The organism is Clostridium sp. MF28 (assembly GCF_002969175.1).
In the GTDB taxonomy this organism is placed as follows: Bacteria; Bacillota; Clostridia; order Clostridiales; family Clostridiaceae; genus Clostridium; species Clostridium beijerinckii.
Map to the genome: position 1 here is coordinate 2,209,790 of NZ_CP014331.1, position 14,278 is coordinate 2,224,067.

General features: G+C 31.1%; 17 protein-coding genes and 1 riboswitch. All 17 genes read right to left on the reverse strand.

Annotated elements, in window-relative coordinates:
* Window positions 1-7 precede the first annotated feature (7 nt).
* The 17 genes from AXY43_RS09750 to flgB all read right to left on the reverse strand — a co-directional run bounded on the left by AXY43_RS09750 (window position 8) and on the right by flgB (window position 13,191).
* Entirely contained in the window at window positions 8-277 is a 270-nt protein-coding gene (locus tag AXY43_RS09750; protein WP_012060412.1) for a flagellar biosynthetic protein FliQ, read from the reverse strand.
* 11 nt (window positions 278-288) lie between these two features.
* Window positions 289-1,068, reverse strand: coding sequence for a flagellar type III secretion system pore protein FliP (fliP, locus tag AXY43_RS09755; protein WP_017211341.1), 780 nt, complete (start codon window positions 1,066-1,068; stop codon window positions 289-291).
* Window positions 1,058-1,456, reverse strand: a complete 399-nt coding sequence (locus AXY43_RS09760) for a FliO/MopB family protein (RefSeq protein ID WP_023973274.1) — start codon at window positions 1,454-1,456, stop codon at window positions 1,058-1,060. The genes fliP and AXY43_RS09760 overlap by 11 nt, the downstream gene beginning before the upstream one ends.
* A 9-nt stretch (window positions 1,457-1,465) precedes the next feature.
* Entirely contained in the window at window positions 1,466-1,957 is a 492-nt protein-coding gene (locus AXY43_RS09765; RefSeq protein ID WP_017211339.1) for a flagellar basal body-associated FliL family protein, read from the reverse strand.
* 80 nt (window positions 1,958-2,037) lie between these two features.
* The gene (locus tag AXY43_RS09770) at window positions 2,038-2,229 is read right to left on the reverse strand and encodes a flagellar FlbD family protein (protein WP_017211338.1); all 192 of its coding nucleotides are present in this window, start codon (window positions 2,227-2,229) and stop codon (window positions 2,038-2,040) included.
* Window positions 2,230-2,474: 245 nt separating this feature from the next.
* Window positions 2,475-3,566, reverse strand: coding sequence for a flagellar hook-basal body complex protein (locus tag AXY43_RS09775; RefSeq protein WP_105411477.1), 1,092 nt, complete (start codon window positions 3,564-3,566; stop codon window positions 2,475-2,477).
* Between the two features lie 152 nt (window positions 3,567-3,718).
* Window positions 3,719-4,117, reverse strand: a complete 399-nt coding sequence (locus tag AXY43_RS09780; protein ID WP_023973277.1) for a flagellar biosynthesis protein — start codon at window positions 4,115-4,117, stop codon at window positions 3,719-3,721.
* Window positions 4,118-5,095: a flagellar hook capping FlgD N-terminal domain-containing protein gene (locus tag AXY43_RS09785; protein ID WP_039770239.1), complete on the reverse strand. Its 978-nt coding sequence runs from the start codon at window positions 5,093-5,095 to the stop codon at window positions 4,118-4,120.
* A gap of 11 nt (window positions 5,096-5,106) precedes the next feature.
* A complete protein-coding gene (locus tag AXY43_RS09790) occupies window positions 5,107-6,453 on the reverse strand; it encodes a flagellar hook-length control protein FliK (protein WP_105411478.1) in 1,347 nt (448 codons plus the stop codon).
* A gap of 95 nt (window positions 6,454-6,548) precedes the next feature.
* Window positions 6,549-6,986 carry a flagellar export protein FliJ gene (gene fliJ, locus AXY43_RS09795; protein WP_039770235.1) on the reverse strand — a complete coding sequence of 146 codons (438 nt, stop codon included), beginning with the start codon at window positions 6,984-6,986 and terminating at the stop codon, window positions 6,549-6,551.
* Between the two features lie 136 nt (window positions 6,987-7,122).
* The gene (fliI, locus tag AXY43_RS09800; RefSeq protein WP_105411479.1) at window positions 7,123-8,439 is read right to left on the reverse strand and encodes a flagellar protein export ATPase FliI; all 1,317 of its coding nucleotides are present in this window, start codon (window positions 8,437-8,439) and stop codon (window positions 7,123-7,125) included.
* 144 nt (window positions 8,440-8,583) lie between these two features.
* Entirely contained in the window at window positions 8,584-9,369 is a 786-nt protein-coding gene (locus tag AXY43_RS09805) for a FliH/SctL family protein (RefSeq protein ID WP_105411480.1), read from the reverse strand.
* Window positions 9,353-10,369, reverse strand: coding sequence for a flagellar motor switch protein FliG (fliG, locus tag AXY43_RS09810; protein ID WP_017211330.1), 1,017 nt, complete (start codon window positions 10,367-10,369; stop codon window positions 9,353-9,355). The genes AXY43_RS09805 and fliG overlap by 17 nt, the downstream gene beginning before the upstream one ends.
* Before the next feature lie 5 nt (window positions 10,370-10,374).
* Window positions 10,375-11,946, reverse strand: coding sequence for a flagellar basal-body MS-ring/collar protein FliF (fliF, locus tag AXY43_RS09815; RefSeq protein WP_105411481.1), 1,572 nt, complete (start codon window positions 11,944-11,946; stop codon window positions 10,375-10,377).
* A 21-nt stretch (window positions 11,947-11,967) separates the two neighbouring features.
* Window positions 11,968-12,285, reverse strand: a complete 318-nt coding sequence (gene fliE, locus AXY43_RS09820; protein ID WP_023973284.1) for a flagellar hook-basal body complex protein FliE — start codon at window positions 12,283-12,285, stop codon at window positions 11,968-11,970.
* Window positions 12,286-12,296: 11 nt separating this feature from the next.
* Window positions 12,297-12,704, reverse strand: a complete 408-nt coding sequence (gene flgC / locus AXY43_RS09825) for a flagellar basal body rod protein FlgC (RefSeq protein ID WP_023973285.1) — start codon at window positions 12,702-12,704, stop codon at window positions 12,297-12,299.
* An 82-nt stretch (window positions 12,705-12,786) separates the two neighbouring features.
* On the reverse strand, window positions 12,787-13,191 hold the full coding sequence (gene flgB, locus AXY43_RS09830; protein WP_017211327.1) for a flagellar basal body rod protein FlgB: 405 nt from the start codon (window positions 13,189-13,191) through the stop codon (window positions 12,787-12,789).
* 722 nt (window positions 13,192-13,913) lie between these two features.
* Window positions 13,914-14,003: riboswitch (cyclic di-GMP riboswitch) on the reverse strand.
* Window positions 14,004-14,278: the final 275 nt, after the last annotated feature.

Genomic DNA, 14,278 nt, shown 5'->3' on the forward strand with positions numbered 1-14,278 from the left:
CTACCCCCTATGTAATAACTTTTGAAATCAAATCAAAAATCCTATTTGTGAAAGACATAATTGTTTCAAGCATCCAGCTCCCCAAAAATATTCCAACAATTGCTGCTGCTATTAATTTAGGAACAAAAGTTAATGTCTGCTCTTGTATTTGAGTTGTAGCTTGTATAATACTTATTGCTAACCCCAATACTAGAACTACTATTAATATAGGAGCTGATACTTTCGCCGCTGTTATTATTGTATCCTTAACTACAGCATTAAGCATTGTCTGCGTCATCTTATTTCACCTCACATAAAACTCTGTATCAAAGATTTCACCAGTAAATACCATCCATCTACCATTACAAATAATATCAATTTAAAAGGTAATGATACCATTGTAGGAGGTAGCATGAACATACCCATAGACATCAGAACACTAGATACTACCATGTCTATAACTAAAAATGGTAAATATATTAAAAATCCTATTTGAAAGGCTGTCTTTAATTCACTTATCGCAAAGGCTGGGATTAACGTTGTAAATGAAACATTCTCTTTTGTTAAATTCTCTTTATCTACTCCACCTATTTCAACAAATAACTCTAAATCCTTTTCCCTCGTTTGTTTGAGCATAAATGATTTTAGGGGTTTAGATGCCTCTTCAAAAGCTTGATCCTGAGTTATTTTATTTTCTAAATATGGCTGTATTGCTTTAGTATTTACCTCATTATAAACAGGATTCATAATAAACAAAGTTAAAAATATAGCAAGTCCTGTCAATATTTGATTTGGAACAGCTTGTTGTACTCCCATTGCACTCTTAAGAAATGAAAACACCACCACTATTCTGGTAAAAGATGTCATCATTATCACTATTGATGGCAATAATGCTAGAATCGTAAAAAATATTAGTATTTTAATACTCGATACATAATCCTGCGGTGTGCTATTTCCGTCTCCAAAAGATACATTTAGTTGCGGCACGCTTGTACTACTTGGAGCTGCATATGCACTTATAGTGCAAAACATCATAATTCCAAGAGCCATCATGAAGGTAAATGCAATTCTCTTTTTATTATTTTTCATGCTTCTCTTCCTTTGATTTTATATTCTTTGTAATCTTAGAAAAGTTCTTTTTCGATTTTAATACTAAATTAGTATAATATTCTGCCATTTCCTGCGATGCTTTCTTTTTATCTTCTTCAATATTATCAATTTCTTCTCTTGATAACTCTGATAATTTTTCCATATGCCCTGCAGTACTAGTCATTATATATCCTTTTTCTCCGATTTTAACTATTAATATAGAATTATCTTTTGTTACTTGCACTCTTTCAATAACCTTAATATATTTATTATTATTAATAACATTAAATTTTGAATTTGCTAACTTAAAACTTAAAAATATTAATCCTAAAGTAACTCCCAAGGCCAAAATAAGCTGTACAATCATTCCTAAAAATCCAAAATTCATATCTCTTACCTACTGAATTATCATACTTTTAAATCTAACATCAGTAATCTTGCCTTTTGTTAAATCCTTATTAATAGAATCAATTAATTGTCTTTTTATAGCATCCCTATTCGCTACATTATTTAAATAATCAGCCTTTTGGCTCTTAAAGAAAAATATAATATCATCTCTTACAACCACTTGATTAGCTGTCAATTCTTCCTTTAGTTTAGTCTTAGTCTTATCATAGCCTAAAGCAAGTTCTCCCTTAAAAAATCTTTTACCACCTTCATCACCTAAATTTACTGTGAATTCAGCTAAATCCATATACTCATTTTCAACAACAACTTCTTGAGCATCTACTGTATTTTTAGTTTTCATAAATAAATACACTCCACCGAAAGCTGCTGATCCTAATACTAATAATCCTAAAATAAATAAAACTATCATAAGACCTTTTCCACTTTTACCTGACTTTTCACCTTTTTCTTTTTCCTTGTCCTTACCTTTTCCTAAAGCCACTATTACCACTCCTCACCACTTGCAACAATTAAAGTATTAACCTTTTTATTATTAGCTTTATTTTAATAAAGTCCCTATAATTATATTTTATAAGTAAAAATTTTGTTTTTGTATTTTATAACCGCCTGCCTAACTTCTTCTACGCTTTCAAGTACTATATATTTTCTTCCATTGGTTAATGTAATTATTGTTTCAGGCACTTCTTCTATCTTTTCTATATGATCTGCATTTAATATGAAGTGCTCATGGTTCATTCCAGTTACATCTATCATAAAATTCTCCCCCTTTAATAATAAACTGTACAGTTCACAATACACACTTAATTATTATTATATTCACTATATTATTTAAAGTATATAGGTTTTTTATAATACAATAACTTACCAATTGTGCATTGTGAATTGTGCACTATAGAAAAATATTACTTATAAATAAAATCCCCTGATAGTATTTAGTTGCAAGCTGGGCTTTCACCCAACCTGCTTTAATGTAATATTAACTATCTTTATTATCTAGGTTATCTCATAAGACCAGTAATTGTTTGTAGAATTTCATCTCCTGTAGTTACCATCTTTGATGCAGCTTGGAAACTTCTAGTTGCTGTGATCATATCTGTAAATTGTTCTGTTAAATCTACATTTGAACCTTCAAGAGCTCCTTGAATTAATGATCCGAAACCACCTTGATTCCCTGTTGCAGTAGTTGCTGAAGATGATGTACTAGTATCTATCTTTCCAGTTTTATAAACTATAGGCCCTGAGTTAGAAGAATTTATGCACATATTACCACCAAGATCAGTCAATCCTTCTGGATTTTTAAAACTTGCCATAGCAATTTGACCAATTGCAGCTCTCTTACCATCTCCTAATACAGCAGTAATAATACCATCTTTTCCGATTTCAAATTTCTTAACCGGCTGTGTTACAGCACCTGATGCACCTGGAGTTCCTGAAATAGTTACACTATCTGGTATTACTAAAGGTCTCATTGTATTATCAGATACTTTTAAATCTTTAGAATCTGCATTTACATAGTTAGCACTTATAACATTATTTGTTGAATCATAAGCTAAACTTTTAGCACTAGCAGTTCCACCATCATTTGTAGCACTAGTTAAATAATATCCCATAATTCTATGCCCATCAGATGTTAATAAATTACCTTGATAATCTAATGTAAGATTTCCATCCCTTGTAAACAAAGTTTCTGAAATTTGTCCAGTGGCATCAGAGGCTGCCGCATTTGGTGCACCTGTAGCTTGATCAGCACCAATTCCAGAATTCAAATCGCCTTTAGATACTACCATGTATCCATCACCATCAATACATACATCAAGGCTTCTACCTGTTGATAATGCATTACCTTGTCCCATAACTTTGTTAATACTTGAAAGTTGTGCTCCTAACCCTATCTGCTTAGCATTTGTACCTCCAAGTACTGAAGTAGGTGCTGTTGCCTCAGAAGAATTTTGATAAAGCATATCCTTAAATCTTGCACTTGAGGATTTAAAAGCTGTTGTTCCTACGTTTGCTATATTATTACCTATAACATCCAATTTAGTTTGGTTAACCTTCATTCCGCTTATCCCAGAATACATACATCTTAACATAAACATACCTCCCAATCTTTTTTCAATTTATATAACTTGCTTCTGTCGATCCACAAGTTCAGGCTTCCGTAACCAATTCACAATTATCAATTCACACGTCACAATGATTGTGCATTGTGAATTGTGCATTGTGCATTGTCTAAAGGTCCAGCCTATAAAATTACTACGCTATCTACGTTCGTAAATATATTATCTTTCGCTCTATCCTTTTCTACAGCTGTTATTAGAGTCTTGTTTTCAACACTAGCAATTAATGCAATATCTTTATATAACATAACTGTATTTTTAGAATTTTTATCCTGAGCTATTTTAAAACCCTTTTGTATTTGTTCCATATCTTCTTTAGTAAAATTAATCTCATTTAATCTTGAAGCAGCATGCTTTGATACAGTAAAACTCTGATCTCTATTTTTAACACCATCTAGTACATCCTGAAATTTTGCTTCCTTCTGCTTGCTATTAGGACTATCACCTATAGCCTTTTGAGAATTTGCAAATTGCCCAATATTCCCTACAGAATAAGCTTGTCCATTAATAATTCTATAACTCATTTATACACCTGCTATTTTAGCTAGAATTGCATTTTCTGCATCTGTCGAATCATTAGTTGCACTTGAAATTGTATTTATTGTTCCATTTGAAGATGCATTCGTAGTATCACCTGCTGTTCCTGTATTAGTATTAGTGTCTGTAGAACCAGAATCAGAAGTTGTTCCGCTGCCACTAGAATTACTGTTACTTGAACCATTTGTACCTGTTTCACTTGTACTTTCATTAGCAGTATTGTTATTTAAATTCACTTTCATATCATCATCTGCCAGATCTCCAGCTCTTACTATATCTCCATAATCGTAAGTCTTATTTTCTCCTGTTGGCTTACCGTTATCATCCAAAACATCAACTTTTATCTTTACAGTAGCACCACTGACAGTATCAATATAAGCACCAGTAATCTTTCCTTTTATTAAAACAGTCTTCTTTTTATCATCTAAAGTTGCAATCACAACTTTTTCTTGTTTATCTGCTAAAGCTGAGGCGGCTAAGAAATCAGAATTAAGAGCAGTTCTACTATTTGCATTAGTATTAGAATCAGTTGTTTGTACAGTTCCAATTATATTTTCAACTGCAATTTTTGCTTCTTTCCCATTAATTAACATTCCTAAATATGTTCCACCAGATTCTTTCAATACCTGAGTTACATACCCCTGTATATAAGAGCCATTGTCGTCTTTTTCATTGGTTATTACTGTTCTACCAATCATTTGCTGGTATGCTGAGTCTGACATAGTAGTATTTAAATTCTGCATTTGTTCCATTGATGCGAATTGAGCCATCTGACTTACATATGCACTTGAATCTTGATTTTGGGTTGGATCTAAATTACTTAATTGAGCAGATAATATCTTTAAAAATGAATTTTTATCCATAGTATTATCATTTTTCTTTAAGATCTTAGTTCCATTCGCAGTTGTACCTGAACTTGCAACATTTACTGTCGAATCATTTAATGGACTTAATGTAGTACTCATACTTATACCTCCTATGCAAAAAATTCTATATTATTATCATTAGCTTCAATATTCTCCACTAAATCTTCTTCACTAGATGCTAAATTATTTGCTGCATTACTATTTCTAGTATTGTTTCTTCTTTGCTCTTCTGAAAGCTGTCCGCCAAAACTTTGTTCACTAAAAAATGTAGTATCATCTTGATAAAGTTCAATATTTACATCTGCTATTTTTAAATTTTGCTCTCCAAGCTGCTTTTTAATATCAGATAAATTTTGAGAAATTAAAGCAGTTGTATCTTTTGAATTAGCTTTTAAATTAGCTTTTATTACTCCATCCTCTTGAACCAGCTTTATAGTTATCTCACCTAAATTTCCTGGATTAACTTTTACTGTTAATTCCTTAAGTGAATTAGTGTTCATAAACTTAACGTCTTTTATTAAATCATCAGCAAAAGTAGCCTTATTGATTGTAAGTCCTCTAGTATTATTTACACCTTGATTCTGTATTGTTGAAGTTCTAGATGCAAACAAATTGATTTTATTTAATGAGTCATCTTTATTATCATCAACTAAAGAATTTAAGAACTTCTCCTCTTTTGAAGCTGTCGGAGTATTATTTTTTGATGCTGAAGAATTATCACTTTCACTATTATCTTGAGAATAACTTTTACTTAACATATCTTCAAGTGTTAAAACTTTATTACCTGCATTCTGCTTATTTTCTAGCAAATCAGATATTTCAGACATTATTCCTTTTAAACTACTTTTAGTAGATTCTGTAGCATTTTCTTTAATAGTACCATTTAAATTTCCTAAAAGCTTTTCCATTAAGTTTAGTGAATTAGAATCTAACTTACTTTTTACAGAATCATTTTTTAGTAATTCCATTATTTTTTCCATAATACCATTTAAACCACTATTAGATAGTGTACTGTTAGCTCCATCAATTCCAACTTTAGAATTAATTGCTCCATTGGCATTTATGCTATCTTGTTTTATTCCCAATTTAGCAAGTAAGTTTAACAATTCTGATAATATGTCCTTCAGTTTATCCTTAGATGCTGTCTTACTTTCCTTTTCTAGTTCCTCAAGCTTTTCATTTAATTCTTTTGTATCCTTATCAGTATCTTTAACTCCAGTTGAATTTTGTTTTTGATTTGCAGAAGATACATATCCATTATCCTCATGAGCCTTATAATCACTTTTTGATTTTAATACATTTTTAAAATCATCTTTCCTAGAAGTGTATGAATTATTCAGCGTCTTAGTAACTTCTGAAGTAGATTTGCTTGCAAAATTTGTATTAGAAGTAAATGACTTCACCATACTATCTAAGCTGTTTGACGAACTATTTGAATCTTTTGTAGCTGTAACCATTATTTTCACCTCCCTTCAAGCAGTTTAATTCTATTTAGATGAAATTCAATTAAGATTAACTGCATCTCAACCTCCAAATCATAGATTAATATTTTTTAATTTTTTTGATTTCTTACATATGCATAAAGAGCTAACTCATCAATATTGATTTGTTCTATTCTATCCTGCTCTTTTACATATTCAGAATACTTCTTTTCTTTTAAGGTCTGAACAGTCTTTCTTTCCATCTGTTTAGCCGTTAAATCTTTTCTTCTATTTTCAATCTCTTGATTTTTGACCGCTAAATCCTTCTCCGTAGATTTTATTCCACTTTGAACACCTTGAATGTAATATCTTTTTAATTTCTGATATACAACATCCTCATTAGGAGATATACCGTTATATTTTTGATAATTTGCCTTAAGTTCTTCTAACTTTTCTTCAATCTTCTTTTTCTCTCTCTGACTTTCAGTAAATAATCTTTTACTTTCTTCTTCTTTTTCCATTCTCATTTCAAGGAGTTTTTCTAAGCCAAACTTAAACCTCTCAGCCAAAATAACACACCTTCTTTTTATAATTCACAATGCACAGTTCACAGTTTATCTTTGAGCATTCAGTCATTATTACTTCAAATACAAATTGCCACTTCCCACTTGTGACTTTCAGTTTTCAACTTGTAACTTCTCCTGATTATTTAAACATTGATATTAAAGAATTTTGTGTACCTTCAAAAGACGTTTTTTCATCGATTCTCTGGCATAAGAAATCATTTAATGCATCATTGTAGTTGATTGCCATATCAATCTTTTTATTACTTCCTTTGACATAAGCCCCTATATTTATTAAATCCTCAGAGTCCTTATAAGTTGCTAAAAGATCTCTTGCCATAGATGCAGCTTCTTTATGTTCTTTAGGTGCTATTGTGTTCATAAGTCTGCTGACACTATTTAAAATATCAATGGCTGGGTAATGATTTTTATGAGCTAAAGATCTTGATAAAACTATATGACCATCTAATATTCCTCTAACAGCATCTGCTATAGGCTCATTAAAATCATCTCCATCAACAAGCACTGTATAAAAGGCAGTTATTGAACCATCGATAGATGTTCCAGATCTCTCCATCAGTTTAGGCAATTTAGCAAATACTGAAGGCGTATATCCTTTGGTAGCCGGGGGCTCCCCTATAGCAAGTCCAACTTCTCTTTGTGCCATTGCAAATCTTGTAACTGAATCCATCATAAGAATTACTTTTTTACCCTTATCTCTGAAATATTCAGCAATAGCTGTAGCTGTCAATGCTCCTTTGAGTCTTATTAATGCCGGTTTATCTGATGTAGCACACACTACAACAGATTTTTTCATACCTTCTGGTCCTAGATCTTTTTCTATAAATTCTAGAACCTCTCTACCTCTTTCACCTATTAGTGAAATAACATTAACATCAGCTTTTGCTTCTCTTGCTATCATTCCTAGTGTGGTACTTTTTCCAACTCCACTACCTGCAAATATACCAATTCTCTGTCCATCACCACAAGTTAAGAAACCATCTATTGCTCTAACTCCAGTAGGCATTATTTCCTTTATTCTTTTTCTCTTTAATGGATCTGGCGCATCATTTTCTAGTGGATACTCTTCTCCATCCATAGATATACTATCGCAATCTAAAGGATTCCCAAGTCCATCTATTATATGTCCAAGTAGCTTATCTGAACATTTTACACTTAGCGGCTTACGTTGTGGTACAACTCTACATCCAGGTGAAATTCCTATAAGCTCATCAAGAGGCATTAATATTACAAATTCATCTCTAAAGCCAACAACTTCACAATTTACAGGAACATTTTTCTCATTATATATTATGCAAAGTTCACCTACAAAAGCCTTAATACCTTGTACTTCAATAGTAAGTCCTATTACTTTCTTAACAACGCCTTCACTATATATTGTCGAAGTATCACTTGCTTTTTTAATAAGTTTATCGAAATCCAAGTCTAAATCCAGCACTTATAACTACTCCTTTACAGTTTCCAATGCACAGTGCACAATTCACAATTATTGATAACCCACTGAAATTGTTTTTAAAATTTTTTCAAACTCTATAGAAACTTGCTCTCAATTGTGAATCGTGAATTATGAATTGTGAATTATTTATCCAAATATTGCTTTTCGTATTTGTTCCATTCCAATATCCACGCCCACTTTTACTATGCCACTGTTTTTTTCCAAAACTGCATTTCCCGGTTCCATAAAATCATCTGCAAGCACAAAAATTTCATTTTTTATATTGTATGATACCTTCCATCTTTCCACCTGCGATTTTAATTCTTCAATATGGGTTGAATTCACCTTTAAAATAACATTTTCTTCTCCTTTTGAGATCTTAAAAGCTTCTTCAATAATATTATTCATCGCTTCATTGGTACTCAGTGTTTTCTTTGTAATATTTTCCGCAATTTCTAACGCTAATTGTACTATCTCGCTTTTCTTACTTTCTAGATATCTTTCATAGTTCTCATGCGCAGATTTTAGCATCAATTCTGCTTTATTAACAATCTCTGCCGCCTCTGCTCTTGCACTTTCAATTGTTTCATCATAAGCTTTCCTATATCCATCATCATATCCATTTTCTAATCCTTGAGCATATCCTTTTTCATATGCTTTTTTCTCTGAAGCATTGGCATCCATTTGTGCTCTCAAAACAATAATCTGCTTTTCGTTTTTAGCATCCTGTATTATCCTTTGTCCAATATCTTCATACCTTTTTAGAAGTTCTTCAGGATCAATCTGTGGAGCTTTTACTACAATTTCTTCTTCCTCTTTTTCCTCTTCTATTTCTTCAGATGCTGCCTTTTTACTAACATACTCTGTTGAAATAACTTTACTTGTTCCTGACTTTGCAAAGTCCTTTTTTATTAATCTATACGATGATTGCATCTTCTCCACCTCTTGCAATGATGATTTCATTAGCATCATCTAACCTTCTAATAACAGAAACAATCTTTTGTTGTGCCTTTTCAACATCCATAAGCCTTACTGGTCCTAAGAATTCCATATCTTCCTTTAATGAAGCAGCGGCTCTCTTAGATTGATTCCTGTATATAGAATTTGCAACTTCATCAGAACATCCCTTAAGTGCAAGTGCAAGATCTCCAACTTCCACTTCTCGAAGAATTCTTTGGATAGATACATCATCAAGAGATATAATATCTTCAAATACAAACATTGAACTCTTAACTTTATCTGCAAGTTCTGCATCTTCTCTTTCTAGGCCTTCTGTAATATTCTTTTCTGTTGTTCTATCAACTGCATTTAATATGCTAACTAAAGTTTCTACGCCACCTAAAGTCGTCATTTCAGTTCTTACTACAGAAGACAACTTGCTCTCAAGTACAGCTTCAATTTCTTTAATTACCATTGGTGACGTATTGCTCATAGTTGCTATTCTATAAGCAACCTCGCTTTGAGTTTCTTCTGGTAATTCAGCCATAACTTGTGCAGCTTTATCTGGCTGCAAGTAACATAAAATTAAAGCTATAGTTTGAGGCTGCTCTGATATAATTACATTTAACAATTGATGAGAATCTGCCTTTCTTGCAATTGAAAAAGGTCTATATTGAGCTGTAGCTTCTGATACCTTATCTAATATTTCACTAGCTCTTTGAGTTCCTAACGCTTTTGATAATAATGTTTTAGCATAATCCATACCGCCCTCAATTATATAATCTCGGGCTTTATTCATCTGATAAAACTCATTTAATATTTCTTCTCTTTGTTCTGGTGTAACAGATGTAATATTAGCAATTTCATAAGTTATTTTTTGTATATCTGCCTCTGGTAGTTTTTTCAATATCCCCGATGAGGCTTCAGGTCCAAGAGTTATAAATAATATTGCTGCCTTATGCACCCCTGTCAATTGATTTGGTTCTTTTGACATAGCCATCACCTCTCATTTTCAGTCAACCATGACTTGATTATTTCTACTACTTGCTCTGGTTTTTCTGTTGCATATTTCTTTATCTCTTCTTCTAAGTGTGATTTTTTAGTTTTAGCCTCAAATTCTATTGGTTCAAAAACATCATCTGTTGGTTCTTTAGGTAATATAGTATCATCAATTAAAGTATTTAATAATTGTTCATTTTCTTCTTTCTTCTTCTTTCTTCTCTTTGCGACAAAGTAAATAATAATACCTAAAAGCAATGCTCCCAAAATTCCTGCAGCAATCATCATCTTATTCTTACTAGCCGTAGCTGTCTCTGCATTCATAGCATCAATTTCTGCCTTAGCTTGATCCTGAGCTGTTGTGTCAAACGCCATTCCAAGCACCGAAACTTTATCTCCTCTAAGTGTATCCAATCCAATTGCATTTCCAACTGTATTTTCAAGTGTCTGTTGCGTCGCAGCATCTAAATTTCCATCAATCACAACTGATGCTGTAAGTCTTTTAACTTCTCCTGGTGCGCTAATAACTTTAGATTCACTTTTGCCCACTTCATAATTTGTCTTCTGATCTTCCTTACTTGAAGTCGAAGGGGTATTATTTGTGGCCGTAGTTGTATTACTCATATTATTATCAACAGGACTTTGACTTGTAGTTGTTGATCCTGAGTTATTTGATTCCTTTGAATTTTCTTGGCTTACAATTACTTTATTCGGATCTACTACTGTTTGTGTCTTTTGTTTTGAATCAAAATCTAAGTTTACATTAACAGTAGCCTTAACTTTCCCTTTACCAACAATTGGTTCTAATAAACTAACAATTGCCTTTTGCATCCTATCTTCATATGCTTTTTCAGCATCTTGTTGCTTTGATATTGCTTCAGAACTTACTGAATTATTTTGATCTGAATTTATATCCTTAGTAAGTAAATTCATGTTATCGTCTATAACATCTATATTTTCTCTTGGTATGTTTTCAGTTGCTCCAGATACTAGAGCTACTATTGATTTGACTTGATCTTCACCAATAGTTGTCCCCTTTTTTAATTTTAGGTAAACTGCTGCTTTTCCAGGTTCTTTGTCCTTTACAAAAACAGAATCCTTAGCTTCAGTTATATGTACTCTTGCTTCTTCTACTTGTGGAAAACTTTTTATTGTCTTTTCCAACTCACCTTGCTGCATTCTAACTTTTTTTATTTTAAATTCTTCATCCGTCATTCCAAAGGAACTTCCACTATCCATTAATTCATAGCCTTTACTTCCAGATGTCAAAGTTGGTGCTAGCTCCAACCTTAATTTATCCACTTGATCCTTAGGAACCCAAATCGTATTTGTGTTACTATCTATTTTAGTATCAACTTTTTTTTCATTTAAACTATTAACGACAGTTTGAGCATCAGCTGCATCAAGATCAGAAAATAGTACTTGATATTTGTTAGAAGATGAGTAAAAAATCCCACTTATAATTGCAATAATAACTGCCACGATTGCTACTATTATAGCAGCTTTTATCTTCTTATTCTTGGATTTAAACTTTTCCAAAAGCCCCTTAACTTTTTCTAAAAGTTTTTTCATTATTAAGCTCTCCTCACCTTACTACAATTGCAACCTCGATAATTGATTATATCCGTCCAATAACTTGTCTCTAGTTTGTGCTAAAAACTGAAGACTCAAACTAGCCTCCTGATTCTTAACCATAACTTCATCAATATTAACATCATCACCTTTAATAAACTTTGTTGCAGTTTCATCAGCTTGTGTCATCTTACCGTTGGTATCATCTACTGCCTTTTTTAAGACATCTCCAAAATTAACTGAGTTATTGCTTTCATTATTGCTCTTATCACTATTGATATCTTTAAATTTATTATTAAATATAATTTCATTTTGTGCAAACTTATCTTCTATTCTCATTTTTCATCCCCCTACTTACCAATTTCTAAAGCCTTTGAAAACATGCTCTTTAAAGCATTAAAAGTATCAACATTTGCCTCGTAAGATCTAGTTGCTACCATCATATCTGCCATTTCATTTAATACATTCACATTTGGCATTGTAACGTATCCATTGCTATCTGCATCTGGATGCGTTGGGTCATATACCTTTCTTAAAGGTGATGGATCATTTTCAATTTTAACTGCTTTAACTCCTGCCATATCCTTATTAGCATCAAGAGCCTCTTGAAATACAGCTACTTTTCTTACATATGGGCCTTTGCCATCTGCACTTCTTGTTGTACTTGCATTCGCCATATTAGAAGTTATAGTATCCATTCTTAATCTTTCTGCTGAAAGACCCGTTGCACTTATTTGCATGGAAGTAAATGCATTCATTTATAATCCTCCTTTATCTAATCAATAATTCCAAATTTCATAGCTTGTCTAAATATAATTCCTAATTATGTATTGTTTATCACTATTTAATAACAGTTTTTAAATTATTAAATTTATTATTTATGTCAGTTATTAACGCATTATATTTAAGAGTATTTGCTGCTTGATTTACCTTTTCTATATCTAAATCAACATTATTTCCATCACTTCTCATGCTAGTACTCTTATCCTGTTCAATTGATATATTATCACCGCTATTTGAATCACTACTTGAAAAGTGACGTGGATTAGTGCGTTTTAACTCTAATTTTGAAAAATCTCCCTGATTCTTTAAATTTTCCTCAAATACTACATTAAATCTCTTATAATCTTTCGTATTGACATTTGCCATATTATTAGCAATTGTTTTAGCTCTAACATTTGATGCTTTAATGCCTTGTTTAATCAAATCATAAGTAGCATCTGAACTAATAGATTGTATTGCCATAAATTCACATCCTTACATTTCGCCTTCTACTTGCATAAATATCTAAAACTTTCAGTACAAATATTTTATTTTACACATTATTAGAAATATGTAAAATAAAATGCTTTTTTCCTCACAATTTTTACCTGAGTAAAATATTACAATTTATTTTGACCAATTAATAATTTAATTATAGAATAACTATGCAATTTTATCTATAATTTTTTGAAAAATGTTTTCCAATTTATTTACTAATTCCGATTTTTTTTGGTTTTATTGTAATATTCCCCCACATAATAAATCTTCTAAAATAAATTAAATGCCATTTTTAGACTTTCTGCCGTATTTATCCGTACTGTGGCCTACCATATATCTAAAAAATAAAAGGTGTCTATAAATTATAGGCACCAAAAATGTTTAAAGCAAAATAAATATAAACTTTATTAATATGTTGCAATTCACAATACACATTTCTCAATTCATAATTACAGCTAAAATTCTTGCAATATCTCTAGAATTATCATGAAGAATTATTTGGGCAACATATATATAATTATCTTATGCCTAGTTTTGTAATACTCGCATATTAACAAACAATAAAACAAATCAAACAAAATGAAAAATCTTATTTTCCAATATTCTTCATTAATATTCGAGATAACAATAACACGACATTAAATAAGTTCAATTAGTCTTCAATATAAATTTTTTCATGAAGCTAAGAACTAAGTTTCACTTTATATTTTGGCAACCTGACAATCATAGAAAATAAAATTTTCCTTAGACTCATGGCTTTGCGGCCTTATTTTTCAATAAGTGTGCTAGTATCAATATAATTTGTCCTTTTAAATTATAATGTATTTTGGTTTATTTAACCACAGTTATTTTTAATTTTCGATAAAATCATCTAATAAATTATAAATTTCATTATAATTTATCCAATAATTTTCGATAATAGAATTTTCTATAAATATAAATCTAATATTTCACAAAATTATCCATTAAAATTGTTTAAATCATTTATTTTAGTTTCAAAAAAATAAACTATAGTAATTCTAACATTAAGATTTACTATAGTTTATTTCTTAAGAATTAAATTATTAATGAT

What these genes read in the sequence shown, in the direction of transcription:
- AXY43_RS09750 (WP_012060412.1), bottom strand. Translation starts at nt 277, where the DNA reads ATGACGCAGACAATGCTTAATGCTGTAGTTAAGGATACAATAATAACA.
- fliP (WP_017211341.1), bottom strand. Translation starts at nt 1,068, where the DNA reads ATGAAAAATAATAAAAAGAGAATTGCATTTACCTTCATGATGGCTCTT.
- AXY43_RS09760 (WP_023973274.1), bottom strand. Translation starts at nt 1,456, where the DNA reads ATGAATTTTGGATTTTTAGGAATGATTGTACAGCTTATTTTGGCCTTG.
- AXY43_RS09770 (WP_017211338.1), bottom strand. Translation starts at nt 2,229, where the DNA reads ATGATAGATGTAACTGGAATGAACCATGAGCACTTCATATTAAATGCA.
- AXY43_RS09775 (WP_105411477.1), bottom strand. Translation starts at nt 3,566, where the DNA reads ATGTTAAGATGTATGTATTCTGGGATAAGCGGAATGAAGGTTAACCAA.
- AXY43_RS09780 (WP_023973277.1), bottom strand. Translation starts at nt 4,117, where the DNA reads ATGAGTTATAGAATTATTAATGGACAAGCTTATTCTGTAGGGAATATT.
- AXY43_RS09785 (WP_039770239.1), bottom strand. Translation starts at nt 5,095, where the DNA reads ATGAGTACTACATTAAGTCCATTAAATGATTCGACAGTAAATGTTGCA.
- AXY43_RS09790 (WP_105411478.1), bottom strand. Translation starts at nt 6,453, where the DNA reads ATGGTTACAGCTACAAAAGATTCAAATAGTTCGTCAAACAGCTTAGAT.
- AXY43_RS09805 (WP_105411480.1), bottom strand. Translation starts at nt 9,369, where the DNA reads ATGCAATCATCGTATAGATTAATAAAAAAGGACTTTGCAAAGTCAGGA.
- fliG (WP_017211330.1), bottom strand. Translation starts at nt 10,369, where the DNA reads ATGTCAAAAGAACCAAATCAATTGACAGGGGTGCATAAGGCAGCAATA.
- fliF (WP_105411481.1), bottom strand. Translation starts at nt 11,946, where the DNA reads ATGAAAAAACTTTTAGAAAAAGTTAAGGGGCTTTTGGAAAAGTTTAAA.
- fliE (WP_023973284.1), bottom strand. Translation starts at nt 12,285, where the DNA reads ATGAGAATAGAAGATAAGTTTGCACAAAATGAAATTATATTTAATAAT.
- flgC (WP_023973285.1), bottom strand. Translation starts at nt 12,704, where the DNA reads ATGAATGCATTTACTTCCATGCAAATAAGTGCAACGGGTCTTTCAGCA.
- flgB (WP_017211327.1), bottom strand. Translation starts at nt 13,191, where the DNA reads ATGGCAATACAATCTATTAGTTCAGATGCTACTTATGATTTGATTAAA.